This is a genomic window from Bradyrhizobium sp. BEA-2-5 (assembly GCF_032918025.1).
Taxonomy (GTDB): Bacteria; Pseudomonadota; Alphaproteobacteria; order Rhizobiales; family Xanthobacteraceae; genus Bradyrhizobium; species Bradyrhizobium pachyrhizi.
In genome coordinates, this window is the sequence record NZ_CP136629.1 from 3,188,837 (window position 1) to 3,212,515 (window position 23,679).

16 protein-coding genes are annotated in these 23,679 nt (G+C 64.5%); 7 read left to right on the plus strand and 9 right to left on the minus strand.

The window, feature by feature from the left end; all coding sequences use genetic code 11:
- Genes fdhF through RX327_RS14730 form a run of 3 tightly spaced genes read right to left on the minus strand, consistent with a single transcriptional unit; the run spans position 1 to position 4,932 of the window.
- Positions 1-2,877 (minus strand): formate dehydrogenase subunit alpha, encoded by a 2,877-nt coding sequence (fdhF, locus tag RX327_RS14720; RefSeq protein ID WP_317250675.1) that lies wholly within the window; start codon positions 2,875-2,877, stop codon positions 1-3.
- A gap of 13 nt (positions 2,878-2,890) precedes the next feature.
- Positions 2,891-4,459 (minus strand): NADH-quinone oxidoreductase subunit NuoF, encoded by a 1,569-nt coding sequence (locus RX327_RS14725; protein WP_317250676.1) that lies wholly within the window; start codon positions 4,457-4,459, stop codon positions 2,891-2,893.
- Positions 4,456-4,932: a formate dehydrogenase subunit gamma gene (locus tag RX327_RS14730; RefSeq protein WP_317250677.1), complete on the minus strand. Its 477-nt coding sequence runs from the start codon at positions 4,930-4,932 to the stop codon at positions 4,456-4,458. The genes RX327_RS14725 and RX327_RS14730 overlap by 4 nt, the downstream gene beginning before the upstream one ends.
- A 256-nt stretch (positions 4,933-5,188) precedes the next feature.
- Between RX327_RS14730 and RX327_RS14735 the strand changes: the two genes are divergently transcribed.
- The 3 genes from RX327_RS14735 (at position 5,189) to mdoH (ending at position 9,894) form a co-directional block, all read left to right on the plus strand.
- The gene (locus RX327_RS14735; protein ID WP_317250678.1) at positions 5,189-6,085 is read left to right on the plus strand and encodes a LysR family transcriptional regulator; all 897 of its coding nucleotides are present in this window, start codon (positions 5,189-5,191) and stop codon (positions 6,083-6,085) included.
- A 234-nt stretch (positions 6,086-6,319) separates the two neighbouring features.
- A complete protein-coding gene (locus tag RX327_RS14740; protein WP_317251258.1) occupies positions 6,320-7,786 on the plus strand; it encodes a glucan biosynthesis protein G in 1,467 nt (488 codons plus the stop codon).
- On the plus strand, positions 7,774-9,894 hold the full coding sequence (mdoH, locus tag RX327_RS14745) for a glucans biosynthesis glucosyltransferase MdoH (RefSeq protein ID WP_317250679.1): 2,121 nt from the start codon (positions 7,774-7,776) through the stop codon (positions 9,892-9,894). The genes RX327_RS14740 and mdoH overlap by 13 nt, the downstream gene beginning before the upstream one ends.
- Positions 9,895-9,902: 8 nt before the next feature.
- Here the strand turns inward: mdoH and RX327_RS14750 are convergent, their stop codons facing one another.
- Together RX327_RS14750 and RX327_RS14755 are read right to left on the minus strand one after the other, a co-directional pair.
- On the minus strand, positions 9,903-12,224 hold the full coding sequence (locus RX327_RS14750; protein WP_317250680.1) for a PAS domain-containing sensor histidine kinase: 2,322 nt from the start codon (positions 12,222-12,224) through the stop codon (positions 9,903-9,905).
- 193 nt (positions 12,225-12,417) lie between these two features.
- Positions 12,418-13,806: a cation-efflux pump gene (locus RX327_RS14755; RefSeq protein ID WP_317250681.1), complete on the minus strand. Its 1,389-nt coding sequence runs from the start codon at positions 13,804-13,806 to the stop codon at positions 12,418-12,420.
- 470 nt (positions 13,807-14,276) lie between these two features.
- Between RX327_RS14755 and RX327_RS14760 the strand changes: the two genes are divergently transcribed.
- The 4 genes from RX327_RS14760 (at position 14,277) to RX327_RS14775 (ending at position 19,098) form a co-directional block, all read left to right on the plus strand.
- On the plus strand, positions 14,277-14,837 hold the full coding sequence (locus tag RX327_RS14760; protein ID WP_317250682.1) for a TetR/AcrR family transcriptional regulator: 561 nt from the start codon (positions 14,277-14,279) through the stop codon (positions 14,835-14,837).
- A gap of 92 nt (positions 14,838-14,929) precedes the next feature.
- Positions 14,930-15,796, plus strand: coding sequence for a DMT family transporter (locus RX327_RS14765; protein ID WP_317250683.1), 867 nt, complete (start codon positions 14,930-14,932; stop codon positions 15,794-15,796).
- 420 nt (positions 15,797-16,216) lie between these two features.
- A complete protein-coding gene (locus RX327_RS14770) occupies positions 16,217-18,238 on the plus strand; it encodes an alkyl/aryl-sulfatase (protein WP_050387026.1) in 2,022 nt (673 codons plus the stop codon).
- A gap of 236 nt (positions 18,239-18,474) precedes the next feature.
- The gene (locus tag RX327_RS14775) at positions 18,475-19,098 is read left to right on the plus strand and encodes a septal ring lytic transglycosylase RlpA family protein (protein ID WP_244482544.1); all 624 of its coding nucleotides are present in this window, start codon (positions 18,475-18,477) and stop codon (positions 19,096-19,098) included.
- Between the two features lie 119 nt (positions 19,099-19,217).
- Here RX327_RS14775 and RX327_RS14780 read toward each other — a convergent pair whose 3' ends face one another.
- The 4 genes from RX327_RS14780 to oxlT form a co-directional block, all read right to left on the minus strand.
- Positions 19,218-20,186, minus strand: a complete 969-nt coding sequence (locus RX327_RS14780; protein ID WP_317250685.1) for a zinc-binding dehydrogenase — start codon at positions 20,184-20,186, stop codon at positions 19,218-19,220.
- A 149-nt stretch (positions 20,187-20,335) separates the two neighbouring features.
- The gene (locus RX327_RS14785; RefSeq protein ID WP_317250686.1) at positions 20,336-21,331 is read right to left on the minus strand and encodes a nitronate monooxygenase family protein; all 996 of its coding nucleotides are present in this window, start codon (positions 21,329-21,331) and stop codon (positions 20,336-20,338) included.
- 246 nt (positions 21,332-21,577) lie between these two features.
- Positions 21,578-22,012 carry a CBS domain-containing protein gene (locus tag RX327_RS14790; RefSeq protein ID WP_317250687.1) on the minus strand — a complete coding sequence of 145 codons (435 nt, stop codon included), beginning with the start codon at positions 22,010-22,012 and terminating at the stop codon, positions 21,578-21,580.
- Between the two features lie 273 nt (positions 22,013-22,285).
- On the minus strand, positions 22,286-23,602 hold the full coding sequence (gene oxlT, locus RX327_RS14795) for an oxalate/formate MFS antiporter (RefSeq protein ID WP_317250688.1): 1,317 nt from the start codon (positions 23,600-23,602) through the stop codon (positions 22,286-22,288).
- Positions 23,603-23,679: the final 77 nt, after the last annotated feature.

Sequence of the window (23,679 nt, forward strand, 5' to 3'; positions counted from 1 at the left end):
TTACTCCGCGGCTTCCACCACCGGTGCGATGCGGCGGGAGTGCCGCGCCTGCGCGTCATAAGCCTTCTGCCAGTCGGACGGGCCGTTCGAGGGCGAGACCTGCACCGCCGTGACCTTGTATTCGGGACAATTGGTGGCCCAGTCCGAATAGTCGGTCGTGATGACGTTGGCCTGCGTGTCCGGATGGTGGAAGGTGGTGTAGACGACGCCCGGCGCGACGCGGTCGGTGATCTCCGCGCGCAACGTGGTCTCGCCGGCGCGGCTCTTCAGCCGCACCCAGTCGCCGTCGCGCACGCCGCGCTGCTCGGCGTCGTGCGGATGGATCTCGAGGCGGTCCTCGGGATGCCAGACGACGTTCTCGGTGCGCCTTGTCTGCGCGCCGACATTGTACTGGCTGAGGATGCGACCCGTCGTGAGCAGCAGGGGATAGCGCGGGCCGGTGCGCTCGTCGGTCGCGACATATTCGGTCACGACGAACTTGCCCTTGCCGCGGACGAAGCCGTCGATGTGCATCACCGGCGTGCCCTCGGGCGCCTTCTCGTTGCAGGGCCACTGCACCGAGCCGAGCTCGTCGAGCCTGGCATAGGAGACGCCGGCGAAGGTCGGCGTCAGCGCTGCGATCTCGTCCATGATCTCGGACGGATGGCTGTACTTCATCTCGAAGCCCATGGCCTTGGCAAGGCCGATGGTGACCTCCCAGTCCGCCATGCCGTTCTTCGGCGTCATCACCTTGCGCACGCGCTGGATGCGGCGCTCGGCGTTGGTGAAGGTGCCGTCCTTCTCGAGGAAGCTCGAGCCGGGCAGGAAGACGTGGGCGTAGTTCGCGGTCTCGTTCAGGAAGAGATCGTGGACGATGACGCATTCCATCGCCGACAGCGCCGCCACCACGTGCGAGGTGTTGGGATCGGATTGCAGGATGTCCTCGCCCTGCACGTAGATGCCCATGAAGGTGCCTTCGACCGCGGCATCGAACATGTTGGGAATGCGCAGGCCGGGCTCCGGGTTGAGCTTGACGTTCCACAACGCCTCGAACTGCTCGCGCACCGCATCGCCCGAGATGTGGCGGTAGCCGGGCAACTCGTGCGGGAACGAGCCCATGTCGCAGGAGCCTTGAACGTTGTTCTGGCCGCGCAGCGGGTTCACGCCGACGCCGGGACGGCCGATATTGCCCGTTGCCATCGCGAGGTTGGCGATCGCGATCACGGTGGTCGAGCCCTGGCTGTGCTCGGTGACGCCGAGGCCGTAATAGATCGCGCCGTTGCCGCCGGTCGCGTAGGTGCGGGCTGCCTCTCGCAGGTCCTTCGGATTGACGCCGGTGAGGATGGCGGTGGCTTCCGGGCTGTTCTGCGGTTGGGCGACGAAGGCGGCCCATTCCTCGAACTCGCTCCAGTCGCAGCGCTCGCGCACGAAGGCGTCGTTGACGAGCCCTTCGGTGACGATGACGTGCGCCAGCGCCGTCATGACCGCGACGTTGGTGCCGGGCATCAGGGGCAAATGCAGCGCCTTCACGTGGGGCGATTCCACCATCTCGGTGCGGCGCGGATCGATCACGATCAGCTTGGCGCCCTGGCGCAGCCGCTTCTTCAGGCGCGAGGCGAAGACGGGGTGAGCGGAGGCCGGGTTGGCGCCGATGACGACCACGACATCGGTCTCCTCGACCGAGTCGAAATCCTGCGTGCCGGCGGAGGTGCCGAAGGTGGTGGCGAGGCCGTAGCCGGTGGGGGAATGGCAGACGCGGGCGCAGGTGTCGACGTTGTTGTTGCCGAAGCCGGCGCGGATCAGCTTCTGCACCAGATAGGTCTCTTCATTGGTGCAGCGGGACGAGGTGATGCCGCCGATGGCGTCGCGGCCGTATTTCTTCTGGATGCCGCGCATCCTGGCGGCGGCGAACGAGAACGCCTCGTCCCAGGACACTTCGCGCCAGGGATCCTCGATGCGCTCGCGGATCATCGGCTTGAGAATGCGTTCCTTGTGGTTGGTGTAGCCCCAGGCGAAGCGGCCCTTGACGCAGGAATGGCCGCGATTGGCCTTGCCGTCCTTATAGGGCACCATGCGCACCACTTCCTCGCCGCGCATCTCGGCCTTGAAGGCGCAGCCGACGCCGCAATAGGCGCAGGTGGTGACCACGGAGTGCTCGGGCTGGCCGATCTCGATCACGGACTTTTCCGTCAGCGTCGCGGTCGGGCAGGCCTGGACGCAGGCGCCGCAGGAGACGCATTCCGAGCCGAGGAAGCTTTCGCTCATGCCGGGCGAGACGCGGCTGTCGAAGCCGCGGCCGGAGATGGTCAGCGCGAAAGTGCCTTGCACCTCCTCGCAGGCGCGGACGCAGCGCGAGCAGACGATGCACTTGGAGGGATCGTAGGTGAAGTACGGGTTGGACTCGTCCTTCGGCATCCAATTGTCGTTGGTGCAGCCGTCCGTTTTGGCGAAAACGTGGTTTTCGCCCTCATAGCCATAGCGCACGTCGCGCAGGCCGACTGCGCCGGCCATGTCCTGCAACTCGCAATCGCCGTTGGCGCCGCAGGTGAGGCAGTCGAGCGGATGGTCGGAGATATAGAGTTCCATCACCCCCTTGCGCAGCCGCTTCAGCCGCTCGGTCTGGGTGTGCACGACGAGGCCGGGCATCACAGGCGTGGTGCAGGACGCCGGCGTGCCGGCGCGGCCCTCGATCTCGACGAGGCAGAGACGGCAGGAACCGAACGCGTCGACCATATCGGTCGCGCAGAGCTTTGGAATCTGGTGGCCTGCATCCATCGCGGCACGCATGATGGAAGTGCCCTCAGGCACCGTCACCTCCTTGCCGTCGATGGTCAGCGTCACCATCGTCTCGGATTTGGATTTGGGCGTGCCGAAATCGGTTTCCTGGATCAGCGACATCGTGATTTCCTTGCTATTCCGCGGCCTGCAGCCGGGCCGGTGCGGGGCCTAGATCTCCGCCGAAATCCTCCCGGAAGTGCTTCAACGCACTGAGCACGGGGTAGGGCGTGAAGCCGCCGAGCGCGCAGAGCGAGCCGAATTTCATGGTGTTGCAGAGGTCCTCGACGAGCGCGAGGTTTTCGCTCACCCGCTCGCCCCTGATGATCTTCTCGATGGTCTCGACACCGCGGGTCGAGCCGATCCGGCAGGGCGTGCACTTGCCGCAGGATTCGATGGCGCAGAACTCCATGGCAAAGCGCGCCTGCCTGCGCATGTCGACGCTGTCGTCGAACACGACGATGCCGCCATGGCCGATCAGGCCGTCGCGGGCGGCAAAGGCTTCGTAGTCGAACGGCGTGTCGAACAGGGCGCGGGGGAAATAGGCACCAAGAGGCCCGCCGACCTGCACGGCGCGAACCGGGCGGCCGGTCAACGTGCCGCCGCCGATATCGTCGACGAGCTCGCCGAGCGTCACGCCGAAGGCGGTCTCGAACAGCCCGCCGTGACGGATATTGCCGGCGAGCTGGATCGGCATCGTGCCGCGCGAGCGGCCCATGCCGAAATCGGCATAAGCCTTGGCGCCTTCGGCGAGGATGAAGGGGATGGCGGCGAACGACAGCACGTTGTTGATCACGGTCGGCTTGCCGAACAGGCCGTGATGCGCCGGCAGCGGCGGCTTGGCGCGCACGATGCCGCGGCGGCCTTCGAGGCTTTCCAGCAGCGAGGTCTCCTCGCCGCAGACGTAAGCGCCGGCACCGACGCGCACTTCGAGATCGAAGTCATGGGCGGAGCCGCCGATGCGCTTGCCGAGCAAACCGGCGCGGCGGGCCGCCACGATGGCCGCGTTCATCGCCTCCACCGCGTGCGGATATTCGCTGCGGATGTAGATGTAGCCCTTGGTTGCGCCGACGGTGATGCCGGCGATGGTCATGCCCTCGATCACCAGGAACGGATCGCCTTCCATGATCATGCGGTCGGCAAAGGTGCCGCTGTCGCCTTCGTCGGCGTTGCAGACGATGAATTTGCGGTCGGCCTTGGCCTGGGCAACCGTCTTCCATTTGATGCCGGTGGGAAAGCCTGCGCCGCCGCGGCCGCGCAGGCCGGACGTCGTGACGTCGGCGAGGATCTGGTCGGAGGTCAGCGTCAGCGCCCGCGCGAGGCCCTTGTAGCCGCCATGGGCGCGGTAGTCGTCGAGCGAGCGCGGATCGATCACGCCGCAACGGGCGAAGGTGAGGCGGGTCTGGCGCTTCAGCCAGGGGATCTCGTTCGTGACACCAAGCCGCAGCGCGTGCTGACCATTGCCGGCCATCGCGTCGAGCAGGGATGGAACGTCCGCCGGCGTCGCCGGGCCGAATCCGACGCGGCCCTGGGGCGTCGCCAGCTCGACCAGCGGCTCCAGCCAGTAGAGGCCGCGCGAGCCGGTCCTGACGATCTCCACCGGCATGCCGCGCGCTGCCGCGGCCTGCTCGAAGGCGAGGGCGACGTCGTCGGCGCCGACGGCAACCGCGCCGGCGTCGCGGGGAATGAAGATCCGCATCGTCATCGCTGCGCCTCCGCAACCAGCGCATCGAGGCGCTTCTGATCGAGCCGGCCGACGAGGCGGCCATCGAGCATCGCAGACGGCGCAGTCGCGCACAGGCCAAGGCAGTAGATCGGCTCCAGCGTGACGCGATCGTCGGCCGTGGTGTTGCCGAGCGAGACGCCGAGCCTTGCCTCGGCGCGCGCAGCCAGCGCATCGCCGCCCGCGGCCTGACAGGCTTCCGCACGGCACAGTTTGAGGACGTGGCGTCCGGCAGGTTGCTTCCGGAAATCATGGTAGAAGGTGAAGACGCCGTGCACCTCGGCGCGCGACAGGTTGAGCGCCTCCGCCACCATCGGGATCGCCGGCTCCGGCACGTAGCCGAAGGCCTCCTGCAGCGCGTGCAGGATCACCAGCGTGGCGCCTTCAAGCCCGGCATGCTCGGCGATGATTTCAGCGCCGCGCGCCTTGTCCCAAGGTTCGTATCCCACCGTCATCAGCGCTTCTCACGATCAGTTTTTTGCTTCGCACATGAGAGTTGGAATTCTTCGAAACATCAATAAAGCTGTCTCATGCGGCGATTGCGCAACGCGATTAATAGCGTTGCCGAATGGATCGATGCGGTTTCGTAATAATGTTCTGGAATCACGCACTTCCGTGGCTCTTTGGATTTCGGGATCGCACCTCGATCGTGCTACCTATGGACGTGTCGGGCTGCCGCTTGGGGCACCGTTTTCCGAAGGGATCTGAACCTTGATCGACAAGCTTGAACTGCTGCTGGCGCTGGCGAAGGAGCGGCATTTCGGACGCGCGGCGGAGGCCTGCGGCGTGACGCAACCGACGATGTCGACCGGGCTCAAGCAGCTCGAGGAGATCCTCGGTGTGATGCTGGTCCAGCGCGGGTCTCGCTTCCAGGGATTTACTCCGGAAGGCGAGAGGGCGCTCGACTGGGCGCGGCGGATCGTGGGTGATGCCCGCGCGATGCAGCAGGAGATCAACAGCCTCAAGGACAAGCTGTCGGGCGAGATCCGGATTGCGGCGATCCCGACCGCGCTCGGCATGGTGGCCTCGCTCACCACACCGTTCCGGGCGCGCCATCCCGAGGTGCGCTTCCGGATCCAGTCCACCACCTCGTCCGAGGTGCTGGGGCTGCTCGAAAATCTGGAGGTCGATGCGGGGCTCACCTACATCGAGAACGAGCCGATCGGCAAGGTGCGCACCATTCCGCTCTACAACGAGAGCTATCGCCTGCTGACCGCGCCGGATGCGATGTTCGGCGACCGCGAGACGGTGACCTGGAAGGAGGTCGGCCAGGTGCCGCTGTGCCTGCTGACGCCCGACATGCAGAACCGCCGCATCATCGACCGCGCCTTGCGCTCGGTCGGCGCGGAGGCGACGCCGACGCTGACCTCGAACTCGCTGCTGGTGCTGTTCACGCATGTGAAAACGGGGCGTTGGGCGAGCGTGATGCCGGCCAAGCTCGCCGAGACGCTCGGCCTTGCGGATGCCGTGCGCAGCATTCCGATCGTCGATCCGGTCGTGGACTACAGCATCGGCCTCGTGATCCCGCAGCGCGATCCGATGACGCCGTTGATCGCAGCCTTGGTGCAGGTCGCACGCGAGGTCGCGCCGACGCTCGAGAGCGCGTAGCTCTCGGCGTAGCCTTTCCGCCACGGTTCCGGCACGGCAGCAACCGACCACGCGTTGTGTGGTTGCGTTGAAGCAAGTCCTGGTGTTCAGCCGGCGGACAATCTTCGCTTGCTCGCAGCAAAGATGGAACTCAGCGCCGGCTCGGCGGTTGCATTGCGGCGTCCCGGTCAGCGAGCAGGAGCTGCTTTGAATCGTCGCCAGTTACTCCACGGATCGGCCGTGTTGCCGACACTCATGTTCTTGCCACAGCGCCAAGCCGCCGCCGCAGGGAGCGCGACGGACGCACCCTTCAACCCAGGCATGGTCAGGGAGCTTGCGCGCAATCTCGCCAGCAAGTCGTTCGAGGCGCCGGACGAGAAATTGCCGAACGGCCTGACGGATCTCAACTACGACCAGTACCGCTCGATCCGCTTCACGCCCGAGCGCGCGCTGTGGCGCGGCGCGAAGCTGCCGTTCGAAGCGCAGTTCTTCCACCGCGGTTTCTTCTACAAGAACAAGGTCAAGATCTTCGAGGTCGCCGACGGCAAGGTCAGCGAAGTCAAGTACAGCAAGGATATGTTCTCGTTCGGCGAGACCGTGCCTGACTTCACCGAGACCGACCTCGGCTTTGCCGGATTTCGCATCCACGCGCCGATCAACAAGCCGAACTACTATGACGAGGTCTGCGTCTTCCTCGGCGCGAGCTATTTCCGCGCGGTCGCCAAGGACGAGACCTACGGCCTGTCGGCGCGCGGCCTGTCGATCGATACCGGCGAGGCCAAGGGCGAGGAGTTTCCGTTCTTCAAGGCGTTCTGGCTCGAGCGCCCGGTGCCCAACGCGACCTCGCTGGTCATTCACGCCTTGCTCGACAGCAAGAGCTGCGCGGCAAGCTACCGCTTCACGATCAGACCCGGAGCGACCACGGTGTTCGATGTCGAGGCATCGCTCTATCCGCGCGCCGATCTCGAGCATGCCGGCCTTGCGCCGATGACGAGCATGTTCTTCTTCGGGCCCAACGATCGCAACGAGGTCGACGACTTCCGGCCGTCGGTGCACGATTCGGACGGCCTTGCGATCTTCAACGGCAAGGGCGAAAGCCTCTGGCGGCCGCTCAGCAACCCCCGCGATCTTCAGATCAGCACTTTTCAGGATCTCAATCCGCGCGGTTTCGGGCTTATGCAGCGGGAGAGAAACTTCTTCGCCTATCAGGACATCGAATCCAGCTTCGAGAGACGGCCCAGTCTCTGGATGGAGCCGGTCGGGGACTGGGGCGAGGGCGGGGTCGTGCTGATCGAAATCCCGACCAAGGAGGAGGTCCACGACAACATCGCCGCATTCTGGCGTCCGAAGGCGCCGCCCAAGGCCAAGAGCGAGACCAATTTCACCTATCGCCTGCATTGGGGGCCGGATGCGCCGAAGCCGCACTCGCTCGCGCGCTTCACGCGCAGCGGCATCGGCGCGCATGGCGAGAACAGCAAGCTGTTCGTGCTCGACCTGTTCGGGGACAATCTGAAGGGGATCGATCCCGGCAGCGTCAAGGGCGTCGTGACGGCCGAGAAGTCCGAGATCACGAATGTCGTCACGCAGCCAAATCCGAATACCGGCGGATGGCGGCTCAGCTTCCAATGCGCCGTCAGGAAGGACCCGATCGAGCTGCGTGCGCATCTGGCGCAGGATGACAAGCCGCTCTCCGAGATCTGGGTCTATCGATGGGCGCCATAGTCACGTCGCCTCAGTCCGACGTCGCCGCGGCGGCCGAAGGCTTCCTGCCACAAGAGAGCCCGCTTGCGATGTCGGCGGCCGATCTCGGCCGGCCGCCGCATGCGGTGAGCACGCCGGTGTCGGTCGGTGCGGGCATGTTGATGCGCCGCGCGTTCGTCCTGATGTTGACCGTAGCGCTGACCGGTGCCGGCGCCTACGAGATGTACATGGTCGTCCAGGTCGGCGGCGTGACGATCATGGAGGGCATGGTGCTGGTGCTGTTCGTCGCGCTGCTCGCCTGGATCGCGTTTTCGTTCGCTTCGGCGATCGCCGGCTTCTTCGTTCTGCTTCGCCGCAACGGCAATGCCTTGCCGATCCGCGACGATGGTCCCTTGCCGCAGCTCGCGAGCCGGACCGCGGTCCTGCTCCCGACCTACAACGAGAATCCGCATCAATTGATGGCGCGCCTGCGCGCCATCTACGAGTCCGTCGAGGCGACCGGGCAGGGCGACAGCTTTGACTGGTTCGTGCTCAGCGACACCCGCGATCCGGATATCTGGATCGCCGAGGAACGGGCGTTCCTCGAACTGTGCGAGGCCTGCGGCGCGCAGCGGCTGTTCTACCGGCATCGCGCCGACAATACGGCGCGGAAGTCCGGCAATGTCGGCGAGTGGATCACGCGGTTCGGCGGCGCCTATCGGTTCATGATCGTGCTCGACGCCGACAGCCTGATGTCGGGCGACACCATGGTGCGGATGGCGCACGCCATGGAGACCAATCCGCAGGCGGCGCTGCTCCAGACGCTGCCCATAATCGTCAATGCGCGCAGTCTGTTCAGCCGCGTCCAGCAATTCGCTGGCCGCCTGTACGGACCGATGATCGCCGCCGGCGTCGCCTGGTGGCACGGCTCCGAGGGAAATTACTGGGGACACAACGCGATCATCCGGATCGAAGCATTTGCGCAGCAGGCGGGGCTGCCCGAACTCTCCGGACGCAAGCCGTTCGGCGGACATATCCTGAGCCACGACTTTGTCGAGGCGGCGCTGATGCGGCGCGCCGGCTGGGGGATCTACATGGCGCCGACGCTCGGCGGCAGTTTCGAGGAGGTGCCGCCGTCGCTCTTGGATTTTGCCGCGCGCGACCGCCGCTGGTGCCAGGGCAATCTGCAGCATCTCGCCGTGCTGAGGACGCGCCGGCTGCACTGGATCTCGCGGCTGCATTTCATGACCGGGATCGGCTCCTACATCACCGCGCCGCTCTGGCTGTCGTTCCTGCTGCTCGGAATCCTGATCTCGTTGCAGGCGCGCTTCATTCGGCCCGAATATTTTCCGAAGGGCTTTTCGCTGTTTCCCAATTGGCCGGCACAGGATCCCGTGCTCGCCGCCTGGGTGTTCGGCCTCACCATGGCGCTGCTGATCGTGCCGAAGCTGCTCGGCTTCCTCCTGTTGCTGACGCGGTCGGACGTGCGCCGGCAATTCGGCGGCGGGTTCCGGGCGCTGACGGGCGTGATCGCCGAGGTGCTGATCTCGGCGATGATCGCGCCGGTCATGATGGTGTTCCAGTCGATTGCGGTCGTCGAGATCCTGCTCGGCCGGGATGCCGGCTGGCAGACGCAGCGGCGCGACGACGGCGCGGTCGAGCGGCGCGAGCTCTATCGCAAGTACGGTGTCCCCACCGCCTGCGGTGTTGCGATGGCGATAAGCGCCTGGGCGGTGTCGCTGCCGCTGCTGCTGTGGATGTCGCCGGTGATCGTCGGCCTGCTGTTTGCGATCCCGATCGGGGCCTGGACCGCCAGGCCGGCGATGCGCGCGCTGTTCGTGACGCCGGAGGAAGCTAAGCCGCCACGCGTGCTGGTCCGCGCCAATGAGCTGGCATCGTCGCCGGCACTCGCATCGGCCCCCGCGCTCGCGACGTTGCGGCAAGATTCCGACTTGCTGCGTCGTCATCTCTCGTCGCTGCCGCCGGTGCGGCGCGGCGGCCCGGGCGAGATCGACCTTCACGTCGCGGTGGCGCGTGCGCGGATCGAGGCAAGCGACAGCTTCGACCAGGTAGTCCGCCATCTCACGCCTCGCGAGACGCTGGCCGTGCTGGGTGATTCCGCGCTGCTGGAAGGGGTGCTTGCGAAGTAGTGGGGGCGTCAGGCCGCTTCCGGCAGCTTCGTCTGCAGGGGCCGCGGATCGCGCGGCAGGGTCACGCGCACGACGGTGCCGACCTCGAGCTTGGAGCGCAGCCGCATCGAGCCGCCGTGGAGCTGCGCCAGCGAGCGGGCGATCGCCAGGCCAAGGCCCGAGCCGTGATAGGTCTTGGTGAGCTGGCTCTCGACCTGCTCGAACGGGCGGCCGAGCCGCGCCAGCGAATGCGGCGCGATCCCGATGCCGGTATCGGCGATCATCAGCACGATCGAGTCATCCAGCATCTGACCGCGCACCAGCACACGACCGTGCTCGGGCGTGAACTTCACGGCGTTGGAGAGCAGGTTGACGATGATCTGCTTGGTCGCGCGGCGGTCGGCGACGACGGAGATGGTGCTTTCGATATCCGACTCCAGCGACAATCCCTTGTGCTCGGCGCGGCCGGAGACCACGCGCAGCGACTCCGCGAGGATGCCGGAGAGATCGAGCGGCTCCATGTCGAACTTCATGCGGCCGGCCTCGATCTTCGACATGTCGAGAATGTCGTTGATGACCTCGAGCAGGTATTTCCCCGACGTTAGAATGTCGTGGCAGTATTCCGCATATTTGTCCGAGCCGAGCGTGCCGAACAGGCCGCTGCCCATGATCTCGGAGAAGCCGATGATGGCATTGAGCGGGGTGCGCAGCTCGTGGCTCATATTGGCCAGGAATTTCGACTTGGTCTGGTTGGCTTCCTCGGCGCGGGTCTTCTCGCGCTGGTACTTCTCGGCGAGGTCGGCGAGCTCGATCGCCTGGCGCTCCAGCGCGGCCTGCGAGCGCTTCAGGTCGATGACGGTGGCGCGCAGGCGCAGGTCGTTGTCGACCAGCTTCTGCTCGTGTTCCTTGATGCGGGTGATGTCGGTGCCGACCGAGACGTAGCCGCCGTCCTTGGTGCGGCGTTCGCTGATGTGCAGCCAGCTGCCGTCGTCGAGCTGCGCCTCGAAGGTGCGCGCGCCCGGGCCTTGGGCGGCGGTCTCGTTGTGGCGGGTGCGCACCTCCGGCATGCGGCCGACCTCGAGCACGGTCTCGTAGGAGGTGCCGGGAATGACGGCCGTATCGGGCAGCCTGTGCAGACGCTGGAAGTGCGAGTTGCAGAGCACGAGGCGATCGCTCGCATCCCACAGCACGAAGGCCTCCGGAATGGTCTCGATCGCGTCGCGCAGGCGGAGGTCGGCTTCCACGGTCCTTTCCGCGAGGCTCTTCTGTTCGGTGATGTCGACGGCGATCCCGATCAGGTGCAGGCCGCCGTCGGCCGCGGCGTGGCTGAGCTCGCAGCGCACGCGGAGCCAGATCCAGTGGCCGTCGACATGCTGCATGCGGAAGGTCTGGTCGATGTGGTCGATCTCGTCGGAGATGAGCTGGTCGGCGATCGCGAACAGGTCGATGTCGTCGGACTTCACCAGCGCGTTGACCTCGCCGAAGGTGAGGAGCTCGTGGCGGCCGTCGAGGCCGAGCATCGAGAACATCGACTGCGACCAGAAGATCCGGCCGCGCGACAGATCCCAGTCCCACAGCCCGCAGCGGCCGCGGTTGAGCGCGGTGTCGATGCGGCCGCGCACGGCGTCGTTGATGATGTCGCCCTCGCGGGCGCGGGTCGACTGCCAGTGGAAGGCGAAGCCGAGGATCAGGACGACGAAGCCGGTGGTCGCCGACAGCGTGACCGAGAGCGCGGCGTCCGAGCCCCAGATCGGCTCGTTGCGCTCCTGGATGACGACGACCTGACCGGGCAGCGACTTGACGAGCTGCGAGATCGCCAGCGCGCCCGTGCCGCCGGGCAGCGTCATGTCGCTGACCGTGCCCTGCTGGCCGGGCGCGACCAGCAGCTGCGCGGTGGAGACGATGTCGAGGATGCGGTCGTTCTCGCCGGCGCCATCGACCGGCACGCGCGCCAGCACGCGGTGATCGGCGCTGGTGATGATGACGTGGCGGCCATAGGCGATGCCCCAGGACGGGATCAGGTCCGGCAGCAGTTCCTGCATCCGCTCGATGTTGGCGAGCCGGTCGCGCCGCACCGAGGTCAGGCGATCGAGACGTTCGGCAAGGATGTCGGACAGCGCGGCAAGGTCGCGCTTCGTCGCGCCGCGCTTCTGCCGCGTCTGGTCGACCACCTGCACGAAAGCGCCGAGGCAGATCGTGATCAGGAATGCGATGATGAGTGTCGGCACGGCGCGGCGCAGCGCCGGCTCCGCGATCAGGAGCCGATGATAGGCAGGTTTCGCGATCGATTGCGCCAATCCCTTGATCGAATCGGATTGGACGCATGCGTTCGCTGCATGCGCGCGCGCCATGCCTGAGACCCCCGCTCTAAGCTGATTTTTTACCCGGTTCGGATGCTCCCCACGATGCATCCGAATCATGATCATTTGAATCCAGATTTCCGGGACTGTCGAGAGTCAACGATTCGTTAATGCGAAAAAATTCTTGTCCCGGAGAGAATCATGCGACGCAAAGTGAGTCCGAAACAGGAACGGCTCCGTAGAATTACGCGCGCGTCGGCTCTGCGTGACTGATCACACGCTTCACGGTGGGGAACGCACGACGCAGTTTGCGTTCGATCTCGTCGACGCTTTCGTGCACCTTGATCACGCTCATCGACGGTGCCGCGCGGCAGTGGAAATTGACGATCTCGCCGGCGTCGGTGTTGCGGACACGCACATTATGGATGTCGTGGATCTCACCGCCATCGGCAAAGCCGGTCAGCGCCGCCTTGATGGCTTCCACGCGGTCGGGCGCGGCGTCGGTTCCCCACGGCAGTTCCGGCTCGAGCGGCTCGATATGGGTGTCGACCTCGACGTCCTCGCCGAAATCCTCGCGGATCGCGCGCTCGAGCTCGTGGGCGATGCCGTGCGCCGCCTCGAGCTGCATGTCGGCGTCGACCTCGAGGTCGATGCTGACGGTCAGCTTGGCGCCGAGATCGTGCACCGTGACATGGTGAACGGCGAGGCCCGAATTGTGCGCGATCACCATGATGCGGTCGCGCACGGTCTCGTTGTTGCGTGCGACGGGGACGGCGGTGAAGGTGAGGTCGGCGTCGCCGAACGCCTTGTCCACGGCGATTTGCGCGCTGCGCTTGATCTCCTCGACGCGGTCGATCGGATAGGTTCGCGGCACCTTTGCGATGATGTCGATGAACGTGGTCGCTCCGACCATGCGCACGCGCAGCCGGTCGACGTCGATCACGCCCGGTACGCCGCGGATCGCGGCGGTGGCCTTCTCCTGCGCGCCTTCGGGCGCGCGATCGAGCAGGGTCTCGACCGTCTCCCGCGCCATGCGCAGCCCGAGCAGGGCGATCATCACGGCAACCGCCGCAGCCGCCGCCGCGTCGCCCCACCAGAAGCCGAGACCGGCGAGGATCAGGCCCACGATCACGGCGAACGAGCCCATCACGTCGGAGGCGAAATGCAGCGCATCCGCCGCCAGCGCCTGGCTCCTGGTCTCCCGCGCGGCGCGGTGCAGGGCGCGGGCGCGCCAGAGATTGACGGCGATGTCGAGCACCAGCACGACAAAGGGAATGGCCGAGATCGACGGCGGCGGCGTTCCTTCGCGCAGATGGCTATAGGCCTGCACCAGGATGCCGCCGGCCAGCACATAGAGCAAAGCGATGATGCCAAGCGCGGAGACGCTTTCCAGCTTGCCGTGGCCGTAGTGGTGCTCGTCGTCTGCGGGCTTGTCGGACACCCGCACCACTGCCCAGGTGATGATGGTCGCGACCAGGTCGATCGAGGAATGCAGGGCCTCGGAGATCAGCGCCAGCGAGCCGATCGCGATCCCGACCGCGAACTTCGCCGCCGCCATGCCGCCACTGGCGAAGATCGAGATCGCGGCGACCGAGGTTTTGGTGGAGGGTGCGCTGGTGTTCGAAGAACTCATGAGCGGCGGTTTAGCAGGCCAACGGTGAACATCAAGTGTCGTTCGCCACGCGCAATCGCCACTCAGTTGCAATTGCATCCTTGCGCCAAAATCACGCGGTCGTCCCGGCGGAAGCCAGGATCCATAACCACAGGGTTGTGTGGTTGAAGTGAGCTGTGGCAACCGCGTCGCGTCATGACTCGCATTCGGGGTAATGGGTCCTGGCTTCCGCCAGGACGACCTGGATGTGTTGCGCGACGTGTCAACTAAACATCCGCGTTCTCGCGGCGTGTTTCGCTAGAGCGCAGTGAAACCCATCATCTCGCCGTGCGGGCAATTGATGGGTTTCGCTTCGCTCTACCCATCCTACGGACCGCCGGGTTGTAATCCGAAGCCGGCACTTGCAATATATGGACCAATTGGTCTATATATCGGCAATGAGCCGCCAAATCCCCGTTCAGTCGCCCCGTGGCCGGCCGCGAAGTTTCGACATGGAAGCCGCTGTCGAACGCGCGATGGATGTGTTCTGGTCGCGCGGCTATCACGCCACGGCGCTGCCCGATCTCCTTCGTGCGACCAGGCTGTCGCGGGGCAGCCTCTACGCCGCTTTCGGTGACAAGCATTCGCTCTTCTTGCGCGCGCTTGATCGCTACATCGCGGATGCCTTGGCGCGGATGGATGTCGAATTCGATCCCCGAAACGACCCGGTCGACGGCCTGCGGGCCTACCTTGCCGGCTACGTCGAACGCGCGTGCGGTGCCAATGGCCGGCGCGGCTGCCTGTTGGTGGCGACGGCGATGGAGCTGGCTGGCGCGGATGCCGAGGTTGGTCGTCGCTTCGCGAGCTTCTTCAAAACCATGGAGGCAAGGGTGGCGGACGCATTTTCCCGTGCGGAGACCGTGGGCAGATTGGCCGATGGCGTCGAGCCTTCGAGTGCCGCCCGAATTCTGATCTGTTTCCTTTGGGGGCTGCGCGTGGTCGCCAAGACGGCTCCGGCACGTACCACGTCGCAAGCCACCGCTGACGCGCTCCTCGCTCGCTTCATCAAATAAGCAACTGTTCGAATGACCCTTGATGTCCACTGTACGTCCGCGGGATCAGCGTGCCGATATATGGACCGATCGGTCTTGAAAGGAAAGATGCCATGTCTGCCATCCAGATCGTCTGCGCGGTCGCCGTTCCCCTGATCTGGGGTTATCAGTTCGTGGCCATCAAAGTGGGCGTTGCGGAGTTTCCGCCCCTCTTCTTCCTCGCACTGCGCTTTCTGGCCATTACGCTGCTCCTTATTCCGTTCGTCGGAAGGCCGACACGCCGACAGCTCGGCCCTGTCGCGGCCGTTTCGCTTTTCCTTGGTGGACTGAATTTCGGGCTCTTCTATGTGGGCCTTGGGCTCGGCTCGGGAAGCATGTCGGCGGTCGCGTACCAACTCGCCACGCCCTTCACCGTCCTGCTGGCCTGGCCGCTGCTCGCGGAGAGGCCGTCACTCGCCACCTGTGCCGGAGTGGTGCTTGCATTCGTCGGCGTGACCGTGCTGGCAGCCGGGCCAGAGCTGTCGGCAAACGTGCTTCCGCTGCTGCTTGTGGTTGGAGCAGCTTTCGCCTTCGCGGTATCCAACGTGTTGACGAAACGCTATGGCCCCTTTGATCCCTTGATGCTGATGGGATGGTCGTCGCTGCTCACGGTGCCGCAGGTCATGTTGATGTCGTTGCTGCTCGAATATGGACAGGCGGCGAGCCTCGTGACGGCAGGCGAACGGGGCTGGCTGGCGCTCGCCTACACGGTCTTCATCGGCGGAATCATTGGGTTTGGCCTCTGGTTTTGGCTGATCGCCCGTTGCTCGATGGTTCGCGTCGCGCCCTTCGGTCTGCTGCTTCCGGTGTTCGCCTTGATCTCGAGCGTGCTGTTCCTTGGCGACAGCGTGACCCCGAAACTGGTTGTCGGCGGACTGCTAGCGATCTCCGGCGTCGCCATCACACAGGTCAGACCGGGTGCGAAGTCGGACCAGTCGTAGCGCTCGCAGGGACCGAATTCGGCCGTAGCCGATGGCTCCGCTTCCACAACAGGGAACCGCCTTCGGGCGGTCTTCCATTCGCGTAAAATGCGAACAGTTCGCCATCGCCAGGACGCGATCACTGTGCGGCAAAACAGCGCTCTTGCGACATGACCGGTGCGCCGCGCCTCACCGTCAAACCCGCCGGTCGTGGCGCACGCCTGCTCATGCGCGTGAATTCGCCAGAGGTTTTCTGGCGGCTCGGCCTGCCGTGTTGGTATGCAATTTGTGCCAGAGAGCGCACAGCCATGCGGACAGATGCTGCCGGACAGGTTTCGACGCAGCAACTACGGGAGGAACGATTCCCCCGGGAGATGTTTGGCGACGATGCTCTCGGTGCTCAGGGAGTGGACCAATATCCAATGTAAAGGGAGAGGCCACATGAGGAGCGTTTTCGCGAAGGCGTCAATCCTCGGGGTTGTCAGCGCGGGGTTGATCGGTACGGCCGCGGCACAGACTCAAGATTTGCGCAAGGGCGCGGCCGATGCGACCAAGCAGGCCAATTCGGTCTTGCTGAAACAGCTGCCGTTTAGCGACACCTCTGATTTCGACGCGGCGAACAAAGGCTTCATGGCCGCGCTGCCTTCCGAGGCAATCAAGGGAAGCGCGGGTAACGCCATCTGGAACCCGCAGCAATACGGCTTCATCAGCGACGCGACCGCCCCCGATACGGTCAACCCAAGCCTGTGGCGACAATCCCGGCTGATCAACATCTCCGGCTTGTTCGAGGTGACCGAGGGCATCTATCAGGTTCGCAATCAGGACCTGTCGAACATGACGATCATCGAGGGCAGCGAGGGCATTACAATCGTCGATCCCCTCGTGTCGGCAGAGACGGCAAAGGTGGCGCTCGACCTGTACCGCTCGAAGCGCGGAAACAAACCCGTCAAGGCCGTGATCTACACCCACAGCCACGTCGACCACTATGGTGGTGTGCGGGGCGTCACCAGCGAGGACGACGTCCAGTCCGGCAAGGTCAAGATCTATGCGCCGGATGGATTCCTGGAGGCCGCGGTCGCCGAGAACGTCATGGCCGGCACCGCGATGAGCCGGCGCGCCAGCTACATGTACGGCAACCTGCTCAAGGCGGATCCGAAAGGTCAGGTCGGCGCGGGTCTCGGCACCACGACCTCGGCAGGCACGGTGACGCTCATCGCGCCGACCAACATCATCAAGGAAACCGGACAGAAAGAGAAGATCGACGGCTTGACGTACGAGTTCCTCATGGCGCCCGGTTCGGAAGCGCCTTCGGAGATGATGTGGTTCATCGAGGAAAAGAAGGCGATGGAATCCGCCGAGGACGCGACCCACACGCTGCACAATACCTATTCGCTTCGCGGCGCCAAAATTCGCGAGCCGCTTCCCTGGTCGAAATACCTCAACCAGGCGCTGGTGATGTGGGGCGACAAGGTCGATGTGGTGTTTGCGCAGCATCACTGGCCGACATGGGGCAATGACAAGGTGGTTTCACTTCTGGAGAGCCAGCGCGACCTTTACCGCTTCATCAACGACCAGACCTTGCGCATGGTCAACCACGGCATGACGATGCGTGAGATCGCCGACGGATTCAAAATGCCTGACAGTCTCGCCAATGTCTGGGCAAACCGCGGTTATTACGGCTCGATCTATCATGACGTGGCCGCCACCTATGTTCTTTATCTTGGCTGGTTCGACGGCAACCCGGCCACACTGCACGAACTGCCGCCGGTCGAGGCGAGCAAGAAGTACGTCGAGTTCATGGGCGGCAGCGACGAGGTTCTGAAGAAGGCCAAGGCTTCCTACGACAAGGGCGAATATCGCTGGGTGGCTCAAGCCGTCCACCACGTCGTGTTCGCCGATCCCGACAATCAGGCCGCCAAGAATCTCGAAGCCGACGCGCTCGAGCAACTCGGCTATCAGGCCGAGTCCGGGCCGTGGCGCAACTTTTACCTGACCGGCGCCCAGGAACTGCGCAACGGTGTCGCGAAGCTGCCGACGCCGAACACCGCGAGCCCCGATACGGTGCGCGCGATGTCCGCGGACTTGTTCTTCGACTATCTCGGAGTTCGCCTCAACGCGGAGAAGGCCGGCAACGCGCATGCGAAGCTCAACTTCGAGTTCGGCAAGGACGGCAACTACTTCGTCGAGCTGAAGAACGGAGTGCTGAACCACACGGCGAACATGAAGTCCAACAATGCCGATGCGACGGTCGCGTTGTCGCGCGATACGCTGAACAGCATCATCCTGCAGCAGACCAGGTTTGATGATGCCGTTTCGTCCGGCGCGGTGAAGGTGAGCGGAGATCAGACCAAGCTGCGCGATCTCGTGTCGTATCTCGACACGTTCGACTTCTGGTTCAATATCGTGACGCCGAACCAGACGGCTCAATCCGCCACGACGGGGCGAGGGGGAACGTCGCGATAATCATACGATAATCATACGGTCAAGCGGCGCGGAGCACTTGCTTCGCGCCGCTTTGCTATGCGCACCTTCGCCGAAGATCGCGCGGATCTGCTCGATCGAGCGGGCGCGGAAGATAACGCCGACACTCTTCACGCGCTGTCGAAGACAGCTCCATTCAGTCATTTTGCTGACGCAATCTCTGTTTTAGTCGGGTGAGAAACTGAAGACACGGTGTGAGAACCACCCCGGTTCTCATAATGGTTCCGCCGCCGGAACTGGCACGAATCCGCAAAGAATTGGCACGAGTTAACGCCATCGCGTTCGCTCGACGATGTTTTGCGCGGGCATCGGGAACCGGACGATCGAAGAAAATCAATCAAGGAGTTATGATGCTGTTCGGCTCGAGCGCCGCAATCTGCGGCGCCCTGGTTGCGCTCGCCATTTCTGGCACCGCTGCGCGAAGTGAGAACGCTGCGGTTCATTCAAGTGCCGTCGTCAACGCCGCGTGTGGGGATGCAATCGTTGGCGCGGCATCCATGTACAATCCGTTCAAGCCCGGCAGGGAGGAGGGCGGTCCAAGCACAGCCTCCGGCGAGCGCTATGATCTCTCGGTCTGGGCGGCTGCCATCAAGACGAGTCTGCGCCGGAAGTTTGGTGGGGTCCAATTTGGCGCGAGGCCGAAATATGCCCTCGTCGAGGCGGTAGGCAAGAAGGTCATCGTCAAGATAAATGACGTGGGGCCATTAAGGCCTGGCCGCATCATCGACCTCAACGAGCGGACGATGCGCTATTTCGATCCAAGCCTGGAGCTCGGAGTCATCAGTGGCGTCAAGGTCAGCCCGCTTGCGGGGGACTATTGGATTCCCGGACCGGTCGGCTGAACACCGTACGCGAAAAGAGCCAGGGCAGAGCACGTGGCAAGCGCGGATGAGGAGGCATACTTGCGCTTCGCTCATCCGCCGTTCGCTCGCATTGACGATGACGCTTGCCGAGTCTGCTGCTACAGCGTCACCACGATCTTGCCGAGGTGCTTGTTGGCTTCCATGTGTTCGAACGCCTTGCCGATATCGGCGAATTTGTAGACTTTGTCGATCGGTAGCTGCAGCTTGCGCGATTCGACCGCGCCCCAGACGTCCTTGCGGACCTCCTCGAAGATCTCGCGGACCTCCTCGATGGTGCGGGTGCGGAAGGTGACGCCGACATAGTCGATGCGGCGGGCCGCATGCAGATCGAAATTGAAATCGGCGTGGGTGCCGCCGAGCCGGCCGACATTGACGATGCGGCCCTTGATCTTCGTCGCGGCGAGGTTCTGGTTGGCGACCGGTCCGGAGATTTGGTCGACGATCAGGTCGACGCCTTCGCCTGAGGTCGCCTGCAGCACCTGATCGACCCAGCCGGGATCCTTCGAGTCCACCGCGAGATCGGCGCCGAACTCCTTCAGCCGGCCGCGGCGCATCGCATCGGTCGACGAGCCGATCACGAGCTTTGCGCCCTTGAGCCTGGCGATCTGCATCGCCATCAGGCCGACCCCGGAGCTCGCGCCCTGGATCAGCACGCTCTGGCCCGCCTCCACCCCGCCGACGGTGACGACGGCGTTGTGCATGGTCGTGAGCGCGACGGGCAGGGTGGCCGCCTCCTCGAAATTCATGTTCGAGGGCGCGTGGAATAGCCGTCCGTGATCGGCCAGCGTATATTCGGCAAAGGCCGCGCCGCCCGAACCCATGATGCGGTCGCCGACCTTGACGCCTTTGGCATTCGGCCCAAGCTCGGCGACTTCGCCGGCCCATTCCATGCCGAGCACGGTGCCGATGCCGCCGGCCGCCCCGTGGACATGGCCCTTGGTCATGCCGAGATCGGCGCGGTTCAGCCCGCAGGCTTGAACCTTGACCAGCACCTGGGTGCCCTTCGGCACGGGCTTCGCGACGTCGGTGATTTCAGGGCCGTTAGGGCCGTAGACATAGGCTTTCATGGGGGCATCCCCTTCGGTCTGAATCCTCATGGTGAGGAGCGCGCCTTCGCGTCTCGAACCATGAGGCCCGATTGTGGCCTCATCCTTCGAGACGCTTGCTTCGCAAGCTGCTCAGGATGAGGAGATAGAGCCGCGCGCGATCCAAACGCTTATTCCGCGGCCTGACGCTTGGCACCAGCTGTCATGCGCTCCAGCCGCTCGCGGATGATCGCTTCCGCCTCGCGCACGATGCGGGAGACCAGTTCGGCGCAGCTCGGGATGTCCTGGATCAGGCCCTGCACCTGGCCGGCCGACCAGATGCCTTCGTCGGAATCGCCGGTGGCATAGACCATCTTGCCGCGGGCGCCGGCGACGAGCTCGCGGATGTCCTCGAACTTCGCGCCCTCCTTCTCCATGGCGACGACCTTGCTCGAGATCGCGTTCTTCGCCACACGCGAGGTGTTGCGCATGGTGCGGAAGATCAGCTCGGTCTCGCGCTCGTCATTGGCGACGATCTTCTCCTTGATGAGCTGGTGGATCGGGCTCTCCTTGGTGGCCATGAAGCGCGTGCCCATGTTGATGCCATCGGCGCCCAGGGCCAGCGCCGCGACGAGGCCGCGGGCATCGGCAAAGCCGCCCGAGGCGATCATCGGGATCCTGATCTTGTTGGCCGCGGCCGGGATCAGGATCAGGCCGGGGGTGTCGTCCTCGCCGGGGTGGCCGGCGCATTCGAATCCATCGATCGAGATGGCATCGACGCCCATCCGTTCGGCCGAAAGCGCGTGGCGCACGCTGGTGCATTTGTGCACGACCTTGACGCCGTGCTTCCTGAACTCGTCGACATGCTCCTGCGGCTTGTTGCCGGCGGTCTCGACCACCTTGACGCCGCTCTCGATGATGGCGGCGCGGTATTCGGCATAGGGCGGCGGCTTGATCGCGGGCAGGATGGTGAGATTGACGCCGAACGGCTTGTCGGTGAGGTCGCGACAGCGCGCGATCTCCCTGGTCAGGTCCTCCGGCGTCGGCTGGGTCAGCGCGGTGATGAACCCGAGCGCGCCGGCATTGGCGACGGCGGCGACGAGCTCGGCGCGGCCGACCCACTGCATGCCGCCCTGCACGATCGGGTGGTCGACGCCGAACATCTCGGTGAAACGTGTCTTGATCATTCTGCCCTCGTTTCCATCAGGATTTTCCGTGGCGCGGACGGCGGCGCACGGTGTTGTTATGGATGTCGGGCGGAAGGATGCAGTCCTGTCCGGCAATTGTCTACCGGCGACCTGCGGCGCGCCCATGCGGAAATGACGGGCCGCGGCGGTCAGGCGAGGGCGGGACAGAAATCTTTCGTCATCTGTTCAGGCGCTCGTGATCGAACACGCAGCGCCCGGCTGAGAGCAAGGCAAAGCAGGCGCTTGTTACGCCGGCACGGCGTCTTTCTTCGACGCGGCGGTCTCCTCGTCGAACGCGGCGGCGATGTCGCGCATGCTGACGACGCCGATCAGGCTGTAGTTGTCGATGACGGGCACGTGGCGAATGTGGTGCTTGGTCATGAGATGACGAATGTGCTCGAGCGTGTCGCTCGATGTGCAGGAGACGAGCTGCTGCACCGAGACGAATTGCGACACCTTCATGCTCGCGCCGGCCGCGCCGTGCTCGGCGACGGCGCGCACCACGTCGCGCTCGGTGAACATGCCGACCGCGGTGTTGCCCTCGGAGCGGACCACGTCCTTCACCACCAGCGCGCTGATGTTGTTGGCGCGCATCAGCTGCGCGGCAATCGCGACGGTCTCGTTCATGCGCACCGTGGCGACGCGGGGGGTCTTCTTGCGCAGGATATCTCCGACTTGCATGGCAACCTCCTTGGTTATCGTTGACCGGAGTCTGGTATACAAAATGCCAATTGTCAACGCGACTGTCACGGAATCTACCATCAGGAAACAGCTTAAATAGGCAGGTTTACTGACATTTTCGACGATTGTGAGCGACCGTGGGCGGCGCAGGCGATCCGCCGCACCAGACGCGGTGGTATCTGGCATCCCTGTCTTTGGCAAAAAGAAAAGAGGCGCACCGAAATGCGCCTCTGTCCGTTCAGCAGGAAAATTGAGAGTTCAGGCCGTCCTGATTCAAGCCGTTTTGGCGCTCGTCGCGGTCTCTTCCGCGGCGGCAGCCTCGTTGCCGTTGATGAAGGCGCGGCGCATCGGCTTGATCACGAACAGCGCCATCAGCGCTGCGGTGGCGTTGAGCGCGACCGCGATCACGAACACCGCCTGCCAGCCATAGCTGGCGGCAACGATGCTTGCGGCAGGCACCAGGAGCGCTGCGGTGCCCTTGGCGGTGTAGAGCATGCCGTTGTTGGTGGTCGCGAACTTCGCACCGAAGGTGTCGCCGCAGGTCGCGGGAAACAGCGAGTAGATCTCGCCGAACACGCCGAAATAGACCGCGGTCGCGAGCACGAAGACCACCGGGTTGTGACCCCAGGTGGATAGCGTGAGCAGCATCAGCGCGCCGGTGCCGAAGGCGATGAACATGGTGGGCTCGCGGCCGATCGTGTCGGAGATCCAGCCGAAGAACGGACGCCCGAAACCGTCGAAGATGCGGTCGAGCGAGATCGCGAACGTCAAGGCCGCCATCTGGAAGCCGGCGAGTGTTACCGGACTATTCGCGATCTTGTAGTCGTGCGCGATCGGACCGATCTGCGCCGCGGTCATCAGGCCGCCCGAGGCGACCATGACGAAAACGAGATACATCACCCAGAAAACAGGGGTGCGCAGCACCTGTGGCGGGGTGAAGTCGATCTTGGTCTGCGGCAGATTGAGCTGCTTCTTCTTCGGCGGAATCGAGATCCGCGGCGGCTGGATGAAGAAGGCGAGCACGAAGACGATCAATCCCTGTCCGATGCCGAAATCGAAGAACGCAGTCTGATAACCGCTCGAGGCGATCATGCTCGCGATCGGCACGATCGTGAGCGCGGCGCCCGCGCCGAAGCCGGCGGCGGTCGCACCTGCCGCGAGACCGCGACGGTCGGGAAACCATTTCAGCGCGTTGCCGACGCAGGTGCCGTACACTGCGCCCGCGCCCAGGCCGCCGAATACCGCGGCGGTGTAGAGCAAGGCGAGCGAGTCGGCATAGGAGTTCAACACCCAGGCGAGCGCGATCATCGCGCCGCCGAACATGACGACGATGCGCGGGCCGTATTTGTCGACGAACCAGGCTTCGACCGGCACCAGCCAGGTTTCGGTGACCACGAAGATGGTGAAAGCGAGCTGGATCGCGGCGCGCCCCCAATGATGGGCGGCGTCGATCGGATCGACGAACAGCGTCCAGCCATATTGCAGATTGGCGATCATCGCCATGCAGACGATGCCCATGCCGAGCTGGAGCCAACGGAAGCCGCTGGACGAAGGTTGAGCTTGTGTGACGGCAGTATTGCTGGAAACCATCAAGTCCTCCCGAGCGCGCTGGTCTTGTGACCGAGTGTCGCAATTATTGTGGCGTATCGTCGCAAGCGCTCGGCGGA